The sequence below is a fragment of the Aeribacillus sp. FSL K6-1305 genome, from assembly GCF_038050115.1.
GTDB classification, from domain to species: domain Bacteria; phylum Bacillota; class Bacilli; order Bacillales; family Aeribacillaceae; genus Aeribacillus; species Aeribacillus composti.
Genome location: NZ_JBBOQV010000001.1, coordinates 1,671,063 through 1,693,643, shown reverse-complemented (window position 1 = coordinate 1,693,643; position 22,581 = coordinate 1,671,063). Strand labels below are relative to the sequence as shown.

The 22,581-nt window shown below is 40.1% G+C and carries 19 protein-coding genes; 15 read left to right on the top strand and 4 right to left on the bottom strand.

What is annotated here, in order from left to right; genetic code table 11:
• The first annotated feature begins 279 nt into the window (after nucleotides 1-279).
• From NST97_RS08145 to NST97_RS08135, 3 genes are all read left to right on the top strand, one after another.
• Nucleotides 280-1,470 carry an acetate kinase gene (locus NST97_RS08145; RefSeq protein ID WP_341343099.1) on the top strand — a complete coding sequence of 397 codons (1,191 nt, stop codon included), beginning with the start codon at nucleotides 280-282 and terminating at the stop codon, nucleotides 1,468-1,470.
• A 325-nt stretch (nucleotides 1,471-1,795) separates the two neighbouring features.
• Nucleotides 1,796-3,253, top strand: a complete 1,458-nt coding sequence (locus NST97_RS08140; protein WP_063387383.1) for an alkaline phosphatase family protein — start codon at nucleotides 1,796-1,798, stop codon at nucleotides 3,251-3,253.
• A gap of 75 nt (nucleotides 3,254-3,328) precedes the next feature.
• The gene (locus NST97_RS08135; RefSeq protein WP_339210203.1) at nucleotides 3,329-4,150 is read left to right on the top strand and encodes an EcsC family protein; all 822 of its coding nucleotides are present in this window, start codon (nucleotides 3,329-3,331) and stop codon (nucleotides 4,148-4,150) included.
• 12 nt (nucleotides 4,151-4,162) lie between these two features.
• On the opposite strand, the gene NST97_RS08130 is transcribed toward NST97_RS08135, so the two are convergent.
• On the bottom strand, nucleotides 4,163-4,459 hold the full coding sequence (locus tag NST97_RS08130; RefSeq protein ID WP_422386928.1) for a hypothetical protein: 297 nt from the start codon (nucleotides 4,457-4,459) through the stop codon (nucleotides 4,163-4,165).
• A gap of 172 nt (nucleotides 4,460-4,631) precedes the next feature.
• Here NST97_RS08130 and NST97_RS08125 point away from each other — a divergent pair, with 172 nt between their 5' ends.
• The 5 genes from NST97_RS08125 (at nucleotide 4,632) to NST97_RS08105 (ending at nucleotide 10,407) form a co-directional block, all read left to right on the top strand.
• Nucleotides 4,632-5,837 carry an argininosuccinate synthase gene (locus tag NST97_RS08125; protein ID WP_063387384.1) on the top strand — a complete coding sequence of 402 codons (1,206 nt, stop codon included), beginning with the start codon at nucleotides 4,632-4,634 and terminating at the stop codon, nucleotides 5,835-5,837.
• Nucleotides 5,834-7,204 (top strand): argininosuccinate lyase, encoded by a 1,371-nt coding sequence (argH, locus tag NST97_RS08120; RefSeq protein ID WP_063387385.1) that lies wholly within the window; start codon nucleotides 5,834-5,836, stop codon nucleotides 7,202-7,204. Before NST97_RS08125 ends, argH begins: the two co-directional genes overlap by 4 nt.
• A 229-nt stretch (nucleotides 7,205-7,433) precedes the next feature.
• The gene (locus NST97_RS08115; protein ID WP_063387386.1) at nucleotides 7,434-8,195 is read left to right on the top strand and encodes an SDR family oxidoreductase; all 762 of its coding nucleotides are present in this window, start codon (nucleotides 7,434-7,436) and stop codon (nucleotides 8,193-8,195) included.
• Nucleotides 8,196-8,264: 69 nt separating this feature from the next.
• On the top strand, nucleotides 8,265-8,945 hold the full coding sequence (locus tag NST97_RS08110) for a metal-dependent hydrolase (RefSeq protein WP_341343098.1): 681 nt from the start codon (nucleotides 8,265-8,267) through the stop codon (nucleotides 8,943-8,945).
• Nucleotides 8,946-9,087: 142 nt separating this feature from the next.
• A complete protein-coding gene (locus tag NST97_RS08105) occupies nucleotides 9,088-10,407 on the top strand; it encodes a CBS domain-containing protein (RefSeq protein ID WP_066247825.1) in 1,320 nt (439 codons plus the stop codon).
• Nucleotides 10,408-10,454: 47 nt separating this feature from the next.
• Here the strand turns inward: NST97_RS08105 and NST97_RS08100 are convergent, their stop codons facing one another.
• Nucleotides 10,455-10,754 (bottom strand): YtpI family protein, encoded by a 300-nt coding sequence (locus NST97_RS08100; RefSeq protein ID WP_063387389.1) that lies wholly within the window; start codon nucleotides 10,752-10,754, stop codon nucleotides 10,455-10,457.
• An 88-nt stretch (nucleotides 10,755-10,842) separates the two neighbouring features.
• On the opposite strand from NST97_RS08100, the gene NST97_RS08095 reads away from it, so the two are divergent.
• Nucleotides 10,843-11,781 carry a DHH family phosphoesterase gene (locus NST97_RS08095; RefSeq protein WP_130156151.1) on the top strand — a complete coding sequence of 313 codons (939 nt, stop codon included), beginning with the start codon at nucleotides 10,843-10,845 and terminating at the stop codon, nucleotides 11,779-11,781.
• Between the two features lie 46 nt (nucleotides 11,782-11,827).
• Here NST97_RS08095 and ytrI read toward each other — a convergent pair whose 3' ends face one another.
• Nucleotides 11,828-12,331 (bottom strand): sporulation membrane protein YtrI, encoded by a 504-nt coding sequence (gene ytrI, locus NST97_RS08090; RefSeq protein WP_066247820.1) that lies wholly within the window; start codon nucleotides 12,329-12,331, stop codon nucleotides 11,828-11,830.
• Entirely contained in the window at nucleotides 12,328-12,666 is a 339-nt protein-coding gene (locus tag NST97_RS08085; protein WP_063387392.1) for a YtrH family sporulation protein, read from the bottom strand. Before NST97_RS08085 ends, ytrI begins: the two co-directional genes overlap by 4 nt.
• Nucleotides 12,667-12,879: 213 nt before the next feature.
• On the opposite strand from NST97_RS08085, the gene dnaE reads away from it, so the two are divergent.
• From dnaE to pyk, 6 genes are all read left to right on the top strand, one after another.
• Nucleotides 12,880-16,218, top strand: coding sequence for a DNA polymerase III subunit alpha (gene dnaE / locus NST97_RS08080; protein WP_341343097.1), 3,339 nt, complete (start codon nucleotides 12,880-12,882; stop codon nucleotides 16,216-16,218).
• 107 nt (nucleotides 16,219-16,325) lie between these two features.
• Nucleotides 16,326-17,558, top strand: a complete 1,233-nt coding sequence (locus tag NST97_RS08075) for an NAD(P)-dependent malic enzyme (RefSeq protein ID WP_066247817.1) — start codon at nucleotides 16,326-16,328, stop codon at nucleotides 17,556-17,558.
• A gap of 192 nt (nucleotides 17,559-17,750) precedes the next feature.
• Nucleotides 17,751-18,614 (top strand): acetyl-CoA carboxylase, carboxyltransferase subunit beta, encoded by an 864-nt coding sequence (accD, locus tag NST97_RS08070; RefSeq protein WP_066247816.1) that lies wholly within the window; start codon nucleotides 17,751-17,753, stop codon nucleotides 18,612-18,614.
• Nucleotides 18,608-19,582, top strand: a complete 975-nt coding sequence (gene accA / locus NST97_RS08065) for an acetyl-CoA carboxylase carboxyl transferase subunit alpha (RefSeq protein WP_311066383.1) — start codon at nucleotides 18,608-18,610, stop codon at nucleotides 19,580-19,582. Before accD ends, accA begins: the two co-directional genes overlap by 7 nt.
• 179 nt (nucleotides 19,583-19,761) lie before the next feature.
• On the top strand, nucleotides 19,762-20,721 hold the full coding sequence (pfkA, locus tag NST97_RS08060) for a 6-phosphofructokinase (protein WP_063387397.1): 960 nt from the start codon (nucleotides 19,762-19,764) through the stop codon (nucleotides 20,719-20,721).
• Between the two features lie 49 nt (nucleotides 20,722-20,770).
• A complete protein-coding gene (gene pyk / locus NST97_RS08055; protein WP_311066382.1) occupies nucleotides 20,771-22,531 on the top strand; it encodes a pyruvate kinase in 1,761 nt (586 codons plus the stop codon).
• Nucleotides 22,532-22,581 lie beyond the last annotated feature (50 nt).

The following is a 22,581-nucleotide window of genomic DNA, read 5'->3' as shown; positions in this document are numbered from 1 at the left end:
CTAGAGAAAAGAAATCTTCGGTTTTAGCGAATAGTGGCTTTCCGTTTCATTTAGGAAGTGGATGGAAGCGCTTTTTATTTTTAGAAATTTTTGTATACAGATAAACATTTATTTTTCACTTGAAATGTTGCTTTATCAATGTTTAAATGTATAGAGCGATCATCTCTCTTTTTAAAATTAGACAAGTCTGGTGTTTCACATATTTTGCTAATTTCTATGTCACATGCAGGAATTTTTAAAAAAGTTTCATCAACAAAAAGAAGGAGAGAATGAAAATACATGCCTAAGATTTTAGCTGTAAATGCTGGAAGCTCTTCATTAAAGTTTAAATTGTTTGAAATGCCGAATGAAGAAGTTTTAACAAAAGGGGTAGTTGAAAGGATTGGTTTGGACCAATCATTTTTTAAGATATATGTTAACGGAGAAGAAAAGAAAGAAAGTTGTCAAATTACCGATTTTTCAATAGCGGTACAGCTTGTGCTAAATAAATTAACTGAATATGGAATTATCCGGACGTTAAATGATATTGACGGAATCGGTCATAGGGTTGTACATGGAGGAGAGATCTTCAGTGACTCAGCGCTTATTACGGAAGGAACTTTAAAGAAAATTGAAGAACTCTCTCATTTGGCGCCTTTGCATAATCCAGTCAATGTGCTTGGCATTCGCGCCTTCCAAAAGGTGCTTCCGGACGTTCCAGCGGTAGCGGTGTTCGATACTGCCTTTCACCAATCGATGCCGGAACAATCTTACTTATACAGTTTGCCATATGATTATTATGAAAAATACGGAATTCGCAAATACGGCTTCCATGGAACGTCTCATAAATATGTAACGGAACGGGCAGCTCAATTGCTTGAAAGACCTTTAAAGCATTTGCGGCTTATTTCCTGCCATCTAGGAAATGGTGCCAGCATTGCAGCAGTTGAAGGCGGAAAATCAATCGATACATCGATGGGATTTACGCCTCTTGAAGGTGTTGCGATGGGAACTCGTTCCGGAAGTATTGATCCAGCGCTTATCCCATATATCATGGAAAAAACAGGTAAAACCGCTGATGAAGTTATTAATGTATTAAATAAAAAGAGCGGACTTTTAGGAATATCCGGTTTCTCAAGCGATTTGCGCGATATCGAAGATGCTGCAGCGAAGGGGAATGCTCGCGCCGAATTGGCATTGGCGGTTTTTGCTGACCGCATTCATAAATATATCGGATCTTATGCGGCGCGGATGTGCGGTGTGGATGCGATTATCTTTACCGCCGGCATTGGTGAAAACAGTGACATTGTCCGCGAACGAGTGCTGCGGGGATTGGAATTTATGGGCGTTTATTGGGATCCTGCCTTAAACAAAGTACGTGGAAAAGAAGCGTTTATTAACTATCCACACTCACCAGTAAAAGTTCTAGTTATACCGACAAATGAAGAAGTGATGATTGCAAGAGATGTAATGAGAATAGCGAATTTATAAGGTTTTGCCGAGGGATAACAGCAAAACCTGAACTCGTAACCAACGCAACCTTTTTTCATATTCCGAAATGGATATGAAAGGAGGTTGTTTTTTTTACCAATAAAAAGTGGAAATAATCTATTTATATGATGAACGATGCATGGGAACTAAAATGATTCATTCCCTCCAACATTTTTTATTTCAAAAATAAAGTAGTGATGATTGAAGGGTGATGAGAATGATAATAGCGTTTAATATTGCTCCGGTTAAAAAACCGGAGTTTTTTGCATGATTTTCACCTTCTAGACAAATTCTAATAGCAAATAAACGATGAGGATGGAACAAAATGGCTAAAAAAAATGTGATATTGTTGATTATCGATACTCTCATGCTCCCTTTTTTGAAAAAAGCAGTAGACAATAAAATGGCGCCGGCTTTCGCCTTTTTCATGAAGCATGGTACTGCTTCAGAAATTATCAGTCCTTTTCCGACGATGTCCGTCAATGTGGAAAGCAGTCTGCTTACCGGGCATTACTCAGATGTGCATCACGTTCCAGGATTAGTCTGGTTTCATGATGAAGAAAAGCGTCTTATTAATTATGGAACAAATGCATCTGAGCTTTTACAGCTGGGGCTCGCAACTTCATTAAAGGATCCGCTGTACAATATAAATCATGAGCATTTAAACAAAAAGGCCGCAACCATTTTTGAAGAACTGAGCAAAAAGGGGAAAAATTCCGCGTCTATTAATGGACTTCTCTATCGAGGAAGTCAGGAAAAAGTAATGCAGCTTCCGTTTTTATTATCTTTGCTGCCTACTTTTCATAGAAGCCTTACTGTTAAGGGACCGGATTTGTTAACTTACGGCTCCTTCATTAAACAAAACCCATTTGCAAAGTATGGACACTTCTGGCAAAGATTTGGCTTTAATAATCGATTTTCTGCTCAGGAGCTTATTTATCTTATTAAAAATCATTCTTTGCCTCCTTTTACAATGGTCTATTTTCCTGATATGGATCAAATTATACATAAAAAAGGAGTTGAGGATCTGTCAGGAATCGTAAAAACAGATCGTGAATTGCAAAAAGTGTTAGACAGCTTTCATTCATGGGAGGAAGCGCTGGAGAACAATGTTTGGATCATTATGGGCGATAACGGCCAAGCGGTTGTCCGCCCGAGAAATCAAAATCCTCTGATCCATTTAGAAAAGCTACTCAGCCCATATCGTATTACCAAGCTGTCAAAAGGTGTACGGAAGGATGATGATATCGTACTTGCGGTCAATCAACGCATGGCGTTCGTATATTTATTACAGCCGAACCATTCGCTTGAAGAAATTGCAAACATTTTGAAAACAGATGCACGCATCGATGTCATCGCTTGGCGGGAAGAAGAGGAAAAAATAAAAGTTGTTTCAGGGCGGCGGGAAGGAATGCTGATGTTTAAAAAAGGAGGTCAATGGGAAGATCCGTATGGAAGTATGTGGACTTTAAACGGAGACATTGAAGTGTTGGATATTTTCACGGAAGGAAGCCGAATTAAGTACGGGGAATATCCGGATGCGCTGGCAAGATTACATGCAGCCGCTTTGTCACATAAAGGACAATTTCTTATGATTAGCGCTTATCCTGGCTTTGAATTCAAGTACGGGTCATCTCCAGTGCATGTGGGCGGTGCGAGTCATGGCGGTTTACACCAGCATGACTCTTTAGCAGCAATCATCGTTTCAGGGACAGAGCGATTGCCGAAGTATAATCGGATGATAGATGTAAAGGATTGGATTTTATCAATGCTCGACTCTTAAGAGTTATATCAATTCCGTGATATAATATCATTGTATATTTGCGAGCATTTGTTTAAAAAGAAAGGCGGTGCATTTTTGGGGGCCATTTTGGAAGAAAGCTGGGTAAATCAAATGAAATGCTGGGAGGAAGAGTTGGAAAAATGTGCATGTAAATGCACGCTTCCATTTGACAAATGGCTGGAAACAAGATTGAATGACCTTCCTGAGCATATTCAAAAAGAAATGTTTGAGAAGGTCGATTACGTTTTGTTTCATATGCATTCGATTTTGCAAAGCTCGATCTTCTATTCAGAAACACGGAAGCGGATCCTCTCATTTGCACGTGTTATTTCCGATCAAGTTCAAACGATCACTGATTTAAAAAAGCTCCCTTTAGAAGAATGCTATCAATTGGCTGAGAAGGAAATGGCGAAGCAGCGGCTGTATTCCTTTATTCAAGGAGGAATCGCATCTTCCAGTGGTGTTTTTTCGCTAAGTGCAGATATTGTGCTGCAAATAATTTTTCATATGCGGGCTGTGCAAACATTATCTCTTGCGTATGGTTATGAAGTTTCGTCACCTTATGAAATGATGCTGTCTCTAAAGGTTTTTCACAGCTCTTTAATGCCGAAACATTTAAAATTTGAAGCGTGGAATCAACTAAAAGAGGAATTACAAAATGGAGATGATGCTTATTTTTATGAGCAGAACGAACCATTTGTCAACCATCAAACTGTAAACCAAATCTTAAAATGCATTGCCGTGCAAACATTCAAATATAAAACAATTCGGGGAAAACCGATTTTAAGCTTAATGATCGGAGGCGGCATTCGCTATCGTTCAATGAAAGTGGCCATTGAGTTTGCACATAAATTTTATCAATATAGACATCATTATGAAGGGATGAGCTTGAGATGAAAATATAATTTCTCAAGCTTTTGTTATATGCGGATCAATCCGGTACCAAAGCCATAAATCATTGATGATGGAAGCAATCTCACTGATTTCTTCATTTAGTCTGCACGAAAGATCAAAATCCTCTTCGTCATTCAACTGCTCTTGCTTTTTATTTATTATCGCTTCTAAATGTTTAATGCGGTCAGGGATTTGTCCACGTATACATTCCCAATCCGATAAAATTTGCTGTTGAACCTCATTTGGATATTCCTCCCAATGCTTGCTGAATGCAGGAAGAGGAATCCCCAATCTTTCGTTATATTCAAACATTTCCATTCCTCCATTTTTTATTATGCAAATTATATCATAAACAAATAATGCTTTTTTAAAAAAACTATTGAAAAAAGTCAGCAAAACTGTTACATTTTTAATTAATGATTGCATTTTTATGAATAAAAAAGTATTTTTATTCATTTTGTATACATCGGAGAGGAGAATGAACATGTCAAAACCAAAAGTAGTATTGGCCTATTCTGGAGGTTTAGATACATCTGTCGCCATCAAGTGGCTGCAAGAAAAAGGATACGACGTCGTTGCCTGCTGTCTGGACGTTGGGGAAGGGAAGGATTTAGAGTTTATTAAAGAAAAAGCACTAAAAGTCGGTGCTGTACAATCTTATATTATAGATGCGAAAAAAGAGTTTGCGGAAGAATATGCGTTGATCGCCCTTCAGGCACACACCCTTTATGAAGGTAAATATCCTCTTGTTTCCGCTCTTTCAAGACCGCTCATTGCCAAAAAATTAGTGGAAATAGCGGAAAAGACCGGCGCTGTCGCAGTTGCTCACGGTTGTACCGGAAAAGGAAACGACCAAGTGCGCTTTGAAGTTTCCATAAAAGCGTTAAATCCTGAGCTGGAGGTTTTGGCACCTGTTCGGGAATGGAAATGGTCGCGTGAAGAGGAAATTGAATATGCGAAACAGCATGACATTCCAATTCCGATTGATCTGGACAGCCCATATTCCATCGATCAAAACTTATGGGGAAGAAGCAATGAATGCGGAGTTTTAGAAGATCCATGGGCTGCACCGCCTGAGGATGCCTATGAACTGACTTCTTCCATTGAAAATGCACCGGATGAAGCGGACATCATTGAAATTGAATTTGAACAAGGCGTACCGGTAGCAGTGAACGGTCAAAGAATGCAGTTAGATGAACTAATTTTGAAGCTGAATGCGCTCGCTGGAAAACATGGCGTCGGCAGAATCGATCATGTGGAAAACAGACTTGTCGGCATTAAATCGCGCGAAGTGTACGAATGCCCTGCGGCTATGACATTGATCAAAGCGCATAAAGAATTGGAAGATTTAACACAGGTTAAAGAAGTAGCGCATTTTAAACCGCTGATCGAACAAAAGCTTGCCGAGCTTATTTACAACGGTCTTTGGTTCTCTCCGCTGAAAAGCGCATTGGAAGCATTTTTGAAAGAAACTCAAAAATATGTAACAGGGACAGTGCGCGTAAAATTGTATAAAGGGCACGCAATTGTAGAAGGAAGAAAATCTCCGTACTCGCTTTATGATGAAAAGCTGGCCACCTACACGCAAGAAGATTCATTTGATCATGAAGCAGCAGTCGGCTTTATTAAACTGTTCGGCCTTCCAACAGCGGTGAACAGCATCGTGAAAAACAAGAAGGTGACAATATGAAAAAACTTTGGGGCGGCCGTTTTCAAAAGACGCCCGAAGCATGGGTCGACGAATTCAATGCGTCGATCACGTTTGACAAACAGCTCGTAGAGGAAGACATTCAAGGGAGCCTCGCCCATGTTAAAATGCTTGCCAAGTGCGGCATTTTAACAAAAGAGGAAGGAGAAGCGATTGAAAAAGGGCTGCACCGTCTTTTGGAAAAAGCAAAAAATGGGGAGCTTGAATACTCCGTTCAATATGAAGATATTCATTTAAACATTGAAAAAATGTTAATAGATGAAATCGGACCGATCGGCGGAAAGCTGCATACATCAAGAAGCCGCAACGACCAAGTGGCGACCGATATGCATCTATACTTAAAAAAACATGTTGAAGCCATTGTGGAACTGATCAGAGAATTGCAAAAAGCGCTTGTAAACAAAGCTGAACAGCATATTGAGACGATTTTGCCGGGATATACACATTTGCAGCGGGCGCAGCCGGTTTCATTTGCCCATCATTTATTGGCTTATTTTTGGATGCTTGAGCGTGACAAATCTAGATTTACAGAATCTTTGAAACGGATTAATATCAGTCCGCTTGGCGCTGCCGCATTAGCTGGGACAACCTTTCCGATTGACCGGAAATATACGGCTGAGCTTTTAGGCTTCGATGAAGTTTATTTAAACAGCCTGGATGCGGTGAGCGACAGGGATTTTATTGTTGAATTTATGAGCAACAGCTCGCTGTTGATGATTCATCTCTCAAGATTTTGCGAAGAATTAATTTTATGGTGCTCGCAGGAATTCCAGTTCGTTGAAATGGATGACGCTTATTCGACCGGCAGCAGCATCATGCCACAAAAGAAAAATCCGGATATGGCGGAATTAATTCGAGGGAAGAGCGGTCGCGTCGTCGGCAATCTCGTCGGTTTGCTGACGGTTTTAAAAGGTCTCCCTCTTGCCTATAACAAAGACTTGCAGGAAGATAAAGAGGGCATGTTCGATACTGTAAAAACAGTAGAGGGCTGTTTGCAAATTATGACGGGAATGATCGAAACGCTGAAAGTAAATAAAGAGCAGATGGAAAAATCGGTGAAGCAGGATTTTTCAAACGCTACTGAACTCGCTGACTATTTGGCGAAAAAAGGTCTTCCTTTCCGCGAAGCTCATGAAGTAGTCGGGAAACTTGTATATAAATGCATTCAAAAAGGAATCTATTTACTTGACTTGCCATTAGAAGAGTATAAGGAAGCATCCTCTCTGTTTGAAAATGATGTATATGAAGTTCTGAACCCATACGAAGCGGTCAACAAACGAAACAGCTTAGGTGGAACCGGATTTAAGGAAGTAAAGGAGCAAATCAATAAAGCAAAGGCGATTATATAAATCCAACTCCATTTGTTTTAATTGAATAAAGACCTTCAATGAAAAATCAGTCTTCTGCGCATAAGCTGAAACAGGCGGGTACTCATTGTGCCCGCTTTTTTGTATGGAAAGGCCGCCTTGCACTTGCATTCCAACCTCTTGCTGATAAAAATCGTGGAAGCTATTCCGTTTTTGCATTTTAAAAAATTATTGTAAAATGATTGTAGTAAATAAAGGGAGGAATTGATGGGTGCGCCATGCAATTGTTACGGCAGGCTCAAGAGGTCTTGGAAGAAAGGTGACCGAATTATTTTTGGAAAAGGGGTACAGCGTGACGGTCAGTTATCACAATAATCAAACAGGAGTTGAACAACTGCAGGAAAAATATGCTTCTATGCGCGACCGTTTGCTGTTTATACGATGTGATGTGACGAAAAAGGAAGATTTAATTCGGCTGATTGATCAAACTTATCAGTGCTTTGGCCGTATTGACTGTTTAGTTAATAATGCGGGTCCGTATATATTTGAGAGGAAAAAGCTTGCTGATTATTCTGATCAGGAATGGTATGAAATGATTGAAGGAAATTTAAGCTCGGTGTTTCATTTAGTGAAACGAACAATCCCGATTATGAGGAAACAAAAGTACGGCCGAATCATTACCTACGGCTTCCAAGGTGCCGGGGATGCTTCAGGTTGGCTTCACCGCTCGGCGTTCAGCGCGGCTAAGACCGGACTAGTCTCTTTGACAAAAACGATTGCTATTGAAGAGGCGGAAAACGGCATCACAGCGAATATGGTTTGTCCAGGAAACATTACGGCGGAAATGAAAGAGGCGACCATTGAAGAAGCTAGAAAGCATATTGACGTGAACACGCCGATTGGAAGATCAGGTACAGGGGAAGATATCGCAAGAATTATAACCTTTTTGTGCGATGAACAGTCAGATTTTATTACAGGCGCCATAATTGAAGCGACGGGAGCCGCTAATGTCATTCATCGATTTCATCAATAACGATAAAACGTTTTCAAAAGCATAAGTTTCCAGTAAAATGAAAGTAGATTCAAAAAGGAGGGTTTTTTTATGAAGGTTTCCTTTCACGGTCATTCCATCGTTCAAATTGAAACAAATGGGAAAAACATTATCATTGATCCGTTCATTAATGGGAACGGGCAAACTGATTTGAAGGTTGAAGATGTGAAAGCAGATGTCATTTTGTTGACACACGGCCATAATGATCATGTAGGGGATACGGTTGAGATTGCAAAAAGAAATGATTCGTTAGTCGTGGCGATTGCAGAGCTGGCTACATACTTGAGCTGGAAAGGGATTAAAACCCATGGAATGAGCATCGGGGGAGCATACGAGTTTGAGTTTGGAAAAGTAAAGCTGACTCAGGCTTTCCATGGCTCCAGCTATACGGAAGATAACCAAAACATTGTGTATACTGGCATGCCAGCAGGAATTTTGTTGACAGCTGAGGACAAAACGATTTATCATGCAGGCGATACAGCATTGTTTTCTGATATGAAATTAATTGGAGAACGCAATGAAATTGATTTAGCCTTTTTGCCAATTGGCGATAATTATACAATGGGGCTGGAGGATGCTCTTACAGCAGCAGAATGGATTCGAGCTAAAAAAGTCGTGCCAATTCATTACAACACGTTCCCAGTGATCCAGCAAAACCCTGAAGATTTTGTTTCCAAGCTTCCAGACGGTGTCGGTCTCCTATTGAAACCAGGAGAAACAATCGAACTGTGAGATTTTTGATGGACGGCTTTTAGCCGTTCATTTTACGTATTATGAGTTCCAAGCATTTGTTTGCTAAACAGTAAATTTTAGGAAAAAATAAGTAAATGTTTGAAGAATTCGCCAATCATGTAACTTAAAAGGAGGGAAGAAATTGGCGACAAAGCATGAACAAATTTTGAACTATATTGAGTCTCTGCCCGTCGGAGATAAAATTTCAGTCAGACAAATTGCCAAAGTTATGAATGTCAGTGAAGGAACTGCCTATCGTGCGATTAAAGATGCGGAAAATAAAGGCTTTGTCAGCACAATCGAAAGGGTCGGCACCATTCGAATTGAAAAAAAGAAAAAAGACAATATTGAAAAGCTGACATTTGCGGAGGTTGTCAATATTGTCGACGGACAAGTGTTAGGCGGCAGGGCCGGCCTTCATAAAACATTAAATAAATTCGTTATCGGCGCCATGAAATTGGAAGCGATGATGAGATATACAGGTGCTGGAAACTTGCTCATTGTCGGCAACAGGACAAAAGCTCAGCAGTCGGCTTTGGAAGCAGGAGCCGCCGTTTTAATAACCGGGGGATTTGACACAGATGATTATGTAAAAAAACTGGCGGATGAGCTCGAGCTCCCGATAATATCCACTAGCTACGATACTTTTACAGTGGCTACGATGATAAACAGAGCGATATATGACCAGCTGATCAAAAAGGAAATCGTGTTAGTGGAAGACATTTTGACCCCATTAGAAAAAACTGTCACGTTAACCCCGAATGATCCGATTGAACGCTGGTTTGAATACAACCGGCAAACTGGACACGGACGATTCCCGGTCATTGATCAAGGTTTGAAGGTTGTTGGAATTGTCACGGCAAAGGATATTATGACGTCAGATCGAAAAACATCCATTGAAAAAGTGATGACAAAAAGCCCGATAACCGTTACAGGAAAAACATCTGTCGCTTCAGCTGCGCAAATAATGGTTTGGGAAGGAATTGAAGTATTGCCTGTTGTGGACGGAAACGGCCGCCTATCAGGTATGATTTCCAGACAGGACGTTTTAAAGGCTCTCCATTCAATTGAACGGCAGCCGCACACAGGTGAAAAAATTGATGACATCATCACGAGGCAGATGATCAATCTTTCTGATGAAGCAAAAGAATCAAACATTTTTAAATGTGAAGTAACACCGCAAATGACAAACCAGTTCGGTACCATTTCATACGGTGCCTTCACAACTCTAGTTACAGAAGCGGCCAATTATCATTTGAGACAGAAAAAGAAAGGCGAGCTTGTCGTTGAGAATATGACGATTTATTTTTTGAAACCTGTTCAAATGGAAAGCATGATTGAAATTCATCCGAAAATATTGGACGTGGGTCGAAAATTCGGGAAAATTGATGTGGAAGTATTCCATGAAAACACTTTAGTCGGCAAAGCTATGTTAATGGTGCAAATCATGGATCGTAATTAAAAAAAGACTGTCTGAAAAATAAGGACAGTCTCTTCCATATAATTTTCTTAGCGGGCATTTTCGCTTTCTTTGATTGCCAAAGGCAAATAATATTTGTAAGCTTTATATCCTGCCCAAATGCTCAGACAACCTGTTATAATAAAAACAACACCGACGATGAGCGCAACAGTGGATCGGTTTAAAAACATTTGGTTTAATCCGAAAAAGAAGACAAACAATCCTAGAGAAATGCTAGATTTAGATGAAATCCAGCTTCTTTCCATCGGACGTTTCGTGCGAAAATATTTGATTTTGTAAAAAACATAAAAAGATAAAGAAATGACCGTTAGGATAGCTAAAACAGGCATGATGTCAACCTCCATCTAAGTATCGTATATCATTTTACCATTAGTAAATGATGAAATAAAACATTTATGATGATAAAGGAGAGCTGAAATGAAACAACAGATTTTAAATGAAATAAAAGCATTCGATACGATTATTATACATAGACATGTCCGGCCGGATCCTGATGCATACGGTTCTCAGTGCGGGCTTGCGGAATTGTTAAAAGAATCGTTTCCTGAAAAAAACATATATGTAGTCGGCAACGATGAGCCTTCTTTAACGTTTTTGTACAAAATGGATGAAATTCAAGATGACGTCTATCAAGAAGCGCTCGTCATCGTATGTGACACAGCAAACCAAGAACGAATTTGCGATCAAAGATATGATAAAGGGAAAAAATTGATCAAAATCGATCATCATCCAAATGAAGATCCTTATGGAGATATAGTCTGGGTAGACACATCTGCCAGCTCTGTCAGCGAAATGATTTATGAATTTTATCTATTTGGCAAAGATCAAGGCTTAACATTATCGAAAAAAGCAGCCAGTCTCATTTATGCCGGAATTGTTGGGGATACAGGAAGATTTTTGTTTTCAAATACGACGAAAAAAACGTTCCAATATGCAAGCGAGATTATAGACTATGGGTTTTCATTTACGCAAATATACGACGAAATGTATAAAACGAAACTTAATGTGGCGAAGCTGAACGGTTACGTCCTGCAAAATTTCGTTTTGACTGATTCAGGGGCCGCTTATATAAAGCTTCCTAAAGAACTATTGGACGAATACCGCGTCACTCCTTCCGAAGCTTCACAGCTCGTCGGTGCTTTAGGAAATATTGAAGGGATCAAGGCGTGGGTGCTGTTTGTCGAGGAAAACAACGAAATTCGGGTCAGATTCCGCTCGAAGGGAATCGTGATCAATGAGCTTGCAAAACGCTTTAAAGGCGGAGGCCATCCGCTTGCGGCCGGAGCTACGATCGACAGCTGGGAAACTGCGGATCAAATCATTCAAGAGCTGGTCGCTTTATGTAAAACATCTTAAGGAGGGCGCTTTTTCCCTCCTCATAATAGGAGAAAAGTTGGCATTATTATTTGCTCAATTTCAATTCTACTTCAACAATAATGGTCGGTGTAATGACAAGCTCCACGACAGTAGCGTTGTATTCTTTGTCATCTATTTTATATTTTCTATTTTCAATCGTTTTGGCAATTAAATGCCTTGTTTTCACAACACTGTCAATATCTTTTGCAATTAAATCAGCTAAATCGTTTTTGATCGTATTTTCAATCGAATATTTCATTAATTCATCCAGCTTATATTTTTCCGCATTTTTAATTTCGATTTTGACATCCTGTACAGTCAATAATTCTAAGTTTCTCTTATTTAGCTCTTTGTAATCCCTCTGCCAAATTTGAATGTCGTTTTTTAATTGTTCGATCGTTTCTTGCTGTGTTGAAATGATTTTTACTTGTTTTTCTTGGTAATAGCCAAAGGAATATAGAAAAAACCCCCAGCTAATAAGAGCTCCTACGGCAACTCCGGCAAAAAAACGCTGCCATGAAGGCTTTTTATAATAAGGCGGGATTCTCATTGCGAAACATGCTCCTGTGTGAACCAAGAGATTAAGAGCCAGCCTGTTTGAGAACCACCCATGGCGGAAATGATTAACAAAATCTGTTTCACAATGTCCTTTGTCGCTCCTTCAAAAATCCCTCGTTCAAAGCTGTAAAACGCATCAAACGTCCCTCCAATAGCTGCAACAAGAGCCCAAATTTTCAATTTGTTTGCCATTCTGAAAATGGAGGTGAGAGGAGCATCGCCTGTAATATATGCGCCAATACCGCCGATTAACGAGCCGCCGAAAATGACTCCTAACGCAATAAAATACACTTTAATAAAGGTTGCAATAAAAGTATCTGTTTCCATTGAGCTTCCACCATCCTTTCTTCCGTTCATTGGTGAAATATGATTATAATAAACTTGCTAAATAGCCGGTTTCAGCAAGCAGTGAAAAGGCTTGTTTTATTCTCTTTCTTTATATGTATATGGATGGGAAGATAAAAGTATGAAGTTTGTCTTTCATTGAAAACAATGACTATAATTGTTTTAAGAAATCATTGAAAAAAGGTGGGGTCTTCATTGCCTTTTGTTCACCTACAAGTGAAGAGCGCCTATAGTTTGCTGACTAGTGCTGCGGGATTGGACAAGCTTGTCCGCTATGCGAAAAAAACTGGTCAAACAGCTCTAGCCTTGACAGACCATCATGTCATGTATGGAGCGCTCTCTTTTTATAAAATTTGTAAAGAACACGGGATTAAACCGATTTTCGGTTTAACTGCTACCGTTATCATAAAAAACGAACCGTATCCTTTTGTTTTGCTTGCTAAAAATAACAGCGGATACCGCAATTTGCTTAAATTAAGCAGTTTGCTGCAAACAAAGTTTCCGAAAGGACTTCCGCTTTCTTTTTTTAAACAATACAGCAGGGATCTTTTTGTGATCACACCTGGCAGACAAGGCTTGATTGAGCAGCTGCTTATAAACGGACAGATTGCAGAGGCAGGAAAAGCGGTGGAGTTTTTTCAAAGCATGCTCGATCCCAATTCTTTTTACATATCCTTACAAAATCACGGCTTGCCGGAAGAGCAGCAATTAAATGAAAAAATTGCGGAGCTGAGAGAAACGATCAAAGTTCCGATTGTCGCAACGAACGATGTTTTATATGTTGAAAAGGATGATGCATTTGCACACCGCTGTTTGCTGGCGATTAAAGACGGAACGACTGTAGAAGAACAAGACGCAGCGTTTGCTTCCGAATATTATTTAAAATCCCCGGCGGAAATGATAAACAATTTCGCGAACTTTCCTGATTCCATTGAGAATACTGTTCGGATCGCCTCCGAATGCCATGTTGAAATAGAATTAGGCAAAACAAAATTGCCCAAATACCCCTTTTCTGGAGGATTGAGCAGCGATGATTTTCTTGAACAACTGTGCTTTGAAGGATTAAGAAAAAAAGTAACATCCCCTTCGGACGAGTATGTCAAAAGGCTTTCGTATGAGCTGTCTGTTATAAAAAAAATGAATTTTAGCGATTATTTTTTAATCGTTTGGGATTTTATGAAATACGCGCATGAAAAAGGTATTGTAACCGGTCCAGGCCGCGGTTCAGCAGCCGGCTCTTTAGTGGCATATGTACTAGATATTACGAATGTAGATCCAATTCGCTATAATCTATTGTTTGAGCGTTTTTTAAATCCTGAACGTGTTTCTATGCCAGATATCGATATTGATTTTCCGGATACAAGACGGGATGAAATGATTGAATATGTTGCGCGAAAATACGGAAAAGGGCATGTGGCTCAAATCATCACTTTCGGTACTTTTGCGGCCAAAGCTGCTATTCGAGATGTGGCAAAAGCGCTTGGAGCTTCGAATAAAGAGGTGGATGTGCTCGCAAAGCACATACCTTCAAAGCTCGGAATTACTTTAAGAGAAGCATTTGAACAATCGGCAGCATTTCGAAACATCCTTCATTCAATGGAAAAAGGAAAGGAAATTTTTGAAACGGCTTTAAAGCTGGAAGGCTTGCCGCGCCATGTATCGACGCATGCTGCGGGAGTGGTGCTAAGCGATCATCCGCTGACTGAAGTCATTCCGATTCAAAATGGTCATCACGATATATATTTAACACAATATTCAATGGATTTTTTAGAAGAAATCGGGCTGTTGAAAATCGATTTTTTAGGTCTGCGAAATTTAACGTTAATAGAAGATATCAAACGTTTAATTGAACGTTACGAGGGAACAAAGCTCTCTGTCCACTTTACAAATTATGATGATGAAAAAACGTTTTCCCTTTTATCGGAAGGAAATACGACAGGTGTGTTCCAATTTGAGTCAGAAGGAATGAGGAAAGTTTTACAAAAGCTAAAACCTACTAATTTGGAAGATTTGGTTGCGGTTAATGCTTTGTATCGTCCAGGACCGATGGAAAACATTCCTGTCTATATCGAACGGAAGCACGGCCGGATGCCGGTAGAATATTTGCATAAAGATTTGCAGCCTATTTTAGAAAAGACATACGGAGTCATTGTGTATCAAGAGCAAATAATGGAAATCGCAGCGAAAATGGCCGGTTTTTCGTTAGGGGAAGCAGACCTGTTGAGACGGGCCGTCGGCAAAAAAATTAAAACGATTTTGGATGAAAACAGAAATCGCTTTATTATAGGTTGTTTAAAAAAAGGATACGACGAAAAAACCGCGAATAAAGTATACGATCTCATTGTTAAATTTGCCAACTACGGTTTTAACCGCAGCCACGCTGTTGCCTACAGCATGATTGCCTATCAGCTTGCTTATTTAAAAGCCCACTATCCTTTATATTTTATGGCTGCGTTAATGTCGAGCATCGGAGGAAATCAAGAAAAATTAGCGCAATATGTTCGAGAAGCTTCAGAAATGGGAATTACAATCCTGCCACCGTCCATTCATAAAAGCGGTTTTTCTTTTTTAGTGGAAAACGGATCTATCCGATTCGGACTTGCCTCGATTAAAAATGTTGGCATTGCCGCCATGAAAGAAATTGCAAAAGAAAGAAAAAAGAAGCCTTTTGAAGATTTGTTTGATTTTTGTATCAGGATGTCTTCAAAGGCAGTCAATCGCCGAACAATAGAAGCGCTCATTTTTTCTGGCGCGATGGATGATTTTGGGCAAGATCGGGCAACGTTGCTTGCTAGTATAGATGTTGCGCTCGAGCATGCAGAATTATTCAAAATGGATGAAAAAGAGCAAATCGTTTTTCCGCTTGACGATCTTGCTGCGATTAAACCAAAGTATGTGGAAGTGGAACCGTTCACCATTGAAGAAAAATTAAAATTCGAAAAGGAAACATTAGGATTTTATTTATCAAGCCATCCGATTCAGCCTTACGATTCGGTTTTGAAGCAGCTGGGGGCAGTTCGATTAATGGATTTATCGCAATGGATTGAAAAAAAAGTTCATGTGGGCGCGTATGTGACAAACGTAAAGGCAATTCGCACAAAAAGCGGCCAGGCGATGGCTTTTCTCAATATAAGCGATCAAAGCGGGGATGTAGAAGCGGTCTTGTTTCCTAATGAATACGCAAAGTTCAGCGGAAAAATAAAGAAAGGGAATGTATATTTATTGACCGGAAAACCGGAAATTAGAAATGAACATGTTCAATATATAATTCAAGACGTAAAAGACATCTCGGAATTTAAACGGCAGCGTGCTTTATTTTTAAAAATTGCAGATGAAGCATCAGAGAAACAAAAGCTTCTCGAAATAAAAAAAGTATTGCAGGATTATCCAGGCAGCATACCTGTATTTATTTACCATGAACGAAAAAAGAAAGCGGTCAAGCTTCCCGAAACATTTGGTGTACAACCGTCTGAACAATGTTTGAATCGATTGCGGGCATTGCTCGGAGAAAGGAATGTCGCCTTGAGAGAATAAACATGTCTTTTTCTTTACAACGGATTGCATGTATAATATTTTAGAAATATCTAAAAAGTGGTCTTTCCATTTTGACGATTATCCATGTTGTTAAGGAGTGATAAAGGTTGTCATTAAGAGAAGAAGCATTACATATTCATAGTGTTCAGAAGGGAAAACTTGAAACAAAATCAAAAATTCCGGTACGAAATGCAAAAGATTTAAGTTTAGCATACTCTCCTGGAGTGGCTGAGCCGTGCAAGGCAATTTATGATGATAAAAGCAAAGTGTATGAGTATACGATGAAGGGGAATATGGTGGCGGTTGTCTCTGATGGAACAGCCGTTTTAGGGCTTGGAAACATCGGACCGGAGGCAGCTCTCCCTGTCATGGAAGGAAAAGCTGTTTTATTTAAAAGCTTTGCAGGTGTCGATGCGTTCCCGATTTGTATAGATACGACAGATGTGGAAAAAATTATTGAGACAGTAAAGCTTCTTGAGCCGACTTTTGGCGGCATAAACTTGGAAGATATTGCCGCACCAAATTGCTTCGAAATTGAAGAGCGTTTAAAAAAGGAAACGAACATTCCGATTTTCCATGACGATCAACACGGAACCGCCATTGTAACTGTCGCTGGTTTATTAAATGCGTTGAAGCTGGTCGGCAAAGAGATGTCAAATATTAAAGTTGTCGCAAACGGAGCAGGAGCGGCTGGAATAGCTATTATAAAATTATTATATCGCTATGGTGTTCGTGACATTATTTTGTGCGATTCAAAAGGAGCCATTTTCGACGGACGCCCTTACGGAATGAACAGCATAAAAGCTGAAGTGGCTAAATATACAAATCATGATCGCTTAGAGGGCTCTTTGGCCGATGTAATCGAAGGAGCGGATGTTTTTATCGGTGTGTCAGTCGCAGGAGCCCTAACAAAAGAAATGGTAAAATTAATGGCGGATAATCCGATCATTTTCGCTATGGCCAATCCAGATCCGGAAATTATGCCTGACGATGCGAAAGAAGCTGGAGCAAAAGTCATTGGAACAGGACGTTCAGATTTCCCTAACCAGGTGAATAACGTTTTAGCATTTCCAGGGATTTTCCGTGGAGCATTGGATGTAAGAGCAACACATATAAATGAACAGATGAAAATGGCTGCTGCTGAAGCGATTGCTTCTCTTATTAAGGAAGATGAGCTTCGTCCAGATTATGTTATTCCGGCGCCGTTTGATCCAAGGGTTGCACCATGTGTTGCTGCAGCTGTTGCGAAAACGGCAATGGAAACAGGTGTTGCACGCATAAAAGTAGATCCGGAAGAAGTTGCAGAAAAAACAAGAAAGCTTGCTATTATTGGAAAATAAAAGCGGCTACAAATGGCGAAAGAATGAGAAACCTCTCTTCTCTGCTGTTGGGAGAAAGAAAAATATGATATATTTATAATATTTGAATACCTCTCAAAAGATATAGGAAGAAGATCCGGAAGATTTAAGATTGATTGAAGGTGTCATCCCTTGCAATGAAGACATTATTCAGCCAAAAAGGGAGGTTCTATTTTGATAAAAAACATTTTTTCAAAAAAGAAAAAATATGCATCGATCCCTTCCGGACATGCAAAATATGATGTTCCTGAAGGTATTATGACAAAATGTCCAAAATGTAAAAAGATTATGTACTCAAAAGAAATTGAAAAAAATTTAAAAGTGTGCAACAACTGCGGCTACCATTTTCAAATGGGAGCGAGAGAAAGAATTGCCAGCCTTTTAGATCATGGCAGCTTTTTAGAATATGACAGCGATATGCGTTCTGAAAACCCTCTTAATTTTGAAGGGTATTTAGAAAAGCTAGAAAAAGACAAAGAGAAAACGAAGCTAAATGAAGCTGTCGTGACAGGCGAAGGAACAATCGGCGGATTTCCAGTAGTGATTGCCGTTATGGATGCGAGTTTTCGCATGGGGAGCATGGGTTCGGTAGTTGGAGAAAAAATTACAAGGGCAATTGAAAAAGCGAAGAAAAAAAACATCCCCTTTATTATTTTCACAGCTTCAGGCGGTGCTCGTATGCAAGAAGGCGTCCTCAGTTTAATGCAGATGGCGAAAACTAGCGCTGCTTTAAAATTATTCAGCGATGAAGGCGGACTCATTATTTCGGTTATGACCCATCCGACTACAGGGGGTGTATCGGCTAGCTTCGCTTCTTTAGGTGACTACAATTTTGCCGAGCCTGGTGCATTAATCGGTTTTGCAGGGCGCAGAATCATAGAACAAACGATCAGAGAAGAGCTTCCGGAAGATTTCCAAACTGCTGAATTTCTGCTGAAGCATGGGCAGCTTGATTCTGTATTGCACCGCCACCAACTGCGGGATACGTTAATCAACCTCTTGGATATACACCAAGCAAAGGGGGATGTAGATTGGTAGGAGAACTGGAATTTGAAAAGCCGATTATAGAATTAAAGAAAAAAATTCATGAATTAAAGGAATTTACAAAAACAGCGGATGTAGATTTGTCGGCTGAAATTGAAAAGCTGGAAACAAGACTAAAAAATTTAGAAAAGGAAATATATGATCACCTCTCCCCGTGGAATCGCGTCCAAATCGCACGCCATCCGAATCGCCCTACAACGCTTGATTATATTGAGCTGTTATTTGAAAATTTTTTCGAATGCCACGGAGACAGATATTTTGGTGATGACGAAGCGATTGTAGGAGGCGTTGCAAAATTTCATGGGATCCCTGTAACGGTAATCGGGCAGCAAAGAGGAAAAGATACGAAAGACAATATCCGAAGAAATTTTGGTATGCCGCATCCTGAAGGTTACCGTAAAGCATTGCGCCTTATGAAACAGGCGAACAAGTTTAACCGCCCTATTATTACATTTATCGATACAAAAGGAGCTTACCCAGGAAAAGCTGCAGAAGAGCGGGGACAAAGTGAAGCAATTGCCAGAAATTTGTTTGAAATGGCCGGTTTTTCTGTTCCAATTATATGTATTGTCATTGGAGAAGGGGGAAGCGGCGGCGCATTAGCATTAGGAGTAGGAAATCATATATATATGTTGGAAAATTCTACTTATTCAGTTATTTCTCCCGAAGGGGCTGCCGCCCTATTATGGAAGGATGCCGGCTTAGCTAAAAAAGCGGCAGAAACAATGAAGATCACTGCCCAAGATTTAAAAGCGCTTGGTGTCATTGATGATATCATTCCGGAAGTAAAAGGCGGGGCACATAGGGATGTCCAATTGCAAGCTAAACACATTGAACAGGCTTTAAAACGTTCATTAAAAGAATTGACCAATATGAGCGGAGAAGAGCTGATCAGGCATCGGTACGAAAAATTTAAAAGTATTGGGGCCGTTATTGACGAACAAGTGACAAATACGCAGTAACGTGCGCTCCTTGATGGAGCTGCACGTTATTTTTTTATTTTTATCTTTCGCATCGCTTCTTTTTGTGTATAATAATAAAGAATTTAACTATTCTAAGCTTACTATGCTCAGCGATTATCAGATAATATGATCATTATTTTATGTAAGCTTTGTTTGAGCAGTCCAAGAGAGGTGAAATTATGAAAAAAATCGGCGTTTTAACGAGCGGCGGCGATTCTCCTGGCATGAACGCTGCAATTCGTGCCGTTGTCCGCAAAGGAATTTTTCATGGATTAGAAGTTTATGGAATTTATAATGGTTACTCAGGTCTTATTTCGGGAAAAATTCAAAAGCTTGAACTTGGTTCAGTAGGTGACATCATTCATCGCGGTGGAACGATGCTCTATACGGCACGGTGCGAAGAATTTAAAACAATCGAAGGACAAAAAAAAGGAATTGAACAATTGAAGAAATTCGGGATTGAAGGTCTTGTCGTTATTGGCGGAAACGGCTCCTACATGGGCGCAAAAAAGTTGACTGAACATGGATATCCATGCGTCGGGGTGCCGGGCACCATCGACAATGACATACCTGGAACTGACTATACGATCGGTTTTGATACAGCACTTAATACGGTGATACAAGCAATTGATAAAATTCGTGATACAGCTACCTCCCATGAGCGTACATACGTAATAGAAGTAATGGGTCGGGATGCCGGTGACATCGCTTTATGGTCCGGGCTTGCCGGAGGTGCGGAAACCATTTTAATTCCGGAAGCAGATTTCAAAATAGAGGAAATCATCGATCGATTAAAACGAGGCCATGAAAGAGGGAAAAAACATAGTATTATTATTGTCGCTGAAGGTGTGGGAAGCGGCGTCGAAATAGGCCAAAAGATCAAAGAGATGACAAACTTTGAAACGCGTGTTTCTGTATTAGGCCACATTCAACGCGGCGGATCGCCTACCGCATTTGATAGAGTATTGGCAAGCAGACTAGGCGCTTATGCGGTGGAACTGCTTCTTAATGGTAAAGGCGGACGATGTGTAGGCATCCAAAATAATCAGCTTGTGGATCATGACATTTTAGAAATTTTGGATCAGCCTCATACGGTTGATAAGTCAATGTACAAGCTTTCAAAAGAACTTTCTATATAAAGTATGAACATGGGATCGTTTTCATAATGTTTAGGAGGTATGCCAATTTATGCGAAAAACGAAAATTGTTTGTACAATAGGTCCTGCAAGCGAGAGCATCGAAATGTTGGAAAAACTAATTAAGGCCGGCATGAATGTGGCTCGGCTCAATTTTTCGCATGGAGATCATGAGGAGCATAAAGCGAGAATTCAAAACATTCGGGAGGCAGCGAAGCGCTTGGGCAAAAGTGTTGCAATATTATTGGACACAAAAGGCCCTGAGATTCGAACGCATACAATGGAAAACGGGGAGATACAATTAGAAGCAGGATCCCGCCTTCTTATTTCAATGGAAGAGGTTGTCGGCACGAAAGAAAAAATTTCGGTTACATATAAAGGATTAATAAATGATGTGTCCGTTGGTTCTAAAATATTGCTTGATGACGGATTAATTGGTTTAGAAGTTACAAAGATTGATAAAGAAAAACAGGAAATTGAAACGAAGGTATTAAACAGCGGAATTTTGAAAAATAAAAAAGGAGTCAATGTTCCCGGAGTTAGTGTCAATCTTCCTGGAATTACGGAGAAAGATGCAAAAGATATTTTGTTTGGCATTGAGCAGGGAGTCGATTTTATCGCTGCATCATTTGTTCGCCGCGCTTCCGATGTATTGGAAATTCGTCAACTGTTGGAGGAACACCAAGCTGACGATATTCAAATTATCCCGAAAATAGAAAATCAAGAAGGCGTTGACAATATTGATCAAATTTTGGAAGTTTCCGACGGGCTAATGGTTGCTCGAGGAGATTTAGGAGTAGAAATTCCCGCTGAAGATGTTCCGCTTGTCCAAAAGGAACTGATTCGCAAATGCAATCAATTAGGAAAACCTGTTATTACTGCTACTCAAATGCTTGATTCGATGCAGCGAAACCCAAGACCTACCCGTGCGGAAGCCAGCGATGTAGCAAACGCTATTTTTGATGGAACCGATGCAATTATGCTTTCAGGCGAGACAGCTGCCGGTTTATATCCGGTAGAAGCAGTGGAGACGATGCATAAAATTGCTTCCCGCGTTGAACAAGCTTTAGATTATCGCCAAGCCTTAACGAAACATACGAAAGTTGCTGATTCAACGATCACAAATGCAATTGGACAATCAGTAGCTTATACGGCGATAAATTTGGACGTTTCGGCCATTATCACGCCAACAGTCAGCGGCTATACGGCCAAAATGATTTCGAAATATCGGCCAAAAGCGCCGATTATTGCAGTAACATCCAGCAGTAAAGTATGCCGTAAGCTTGCCCTTGTATGGGGTGTGCATCCAACAATAGGACAAATTGCTACAACAACAGATGAAATGCTTGACATAGCTGTGCGTGAATCTATAAACACTGGAATTATTACACATGGAGATCGAGTGATTATTACAGCCGGAGTACCTGTTGGAGAAACAGGTTCCACAAATCTGATGAAAGTCCATGTTGTTGGCGATGTTTTAGGAAAAGGTCAAGGGATTGGACGAGCATCGGCATTTGGAAAGGTTATCGTTGCAAAGAATAGTAAAGAAGCTGTTGAGAAAATGGTGAAAGGTTCAATTCTCGTTACGAATGGGACCGACATAGACATGATGGAAGCGATTGAAAAAGCAGCTGCACTTGTTACGGAAGAAGGCGGCTTAACGTGCCATGCGGCCGTAGTCGGTTTGAGCCTTGGCATTCCAGTCATTGTCGGGGTAGAAAATGCAACAGAAATTTTGAAGGATGGTATGGAAGTCACTGTGGATGCAATCCAAGGGATGATTTATAAAGGACATGCGAGCGTTCTATAATTTTGATTGAAAGGAGAAGGATTTCAGTTCCTTCTCTTTTTTTGTATAGT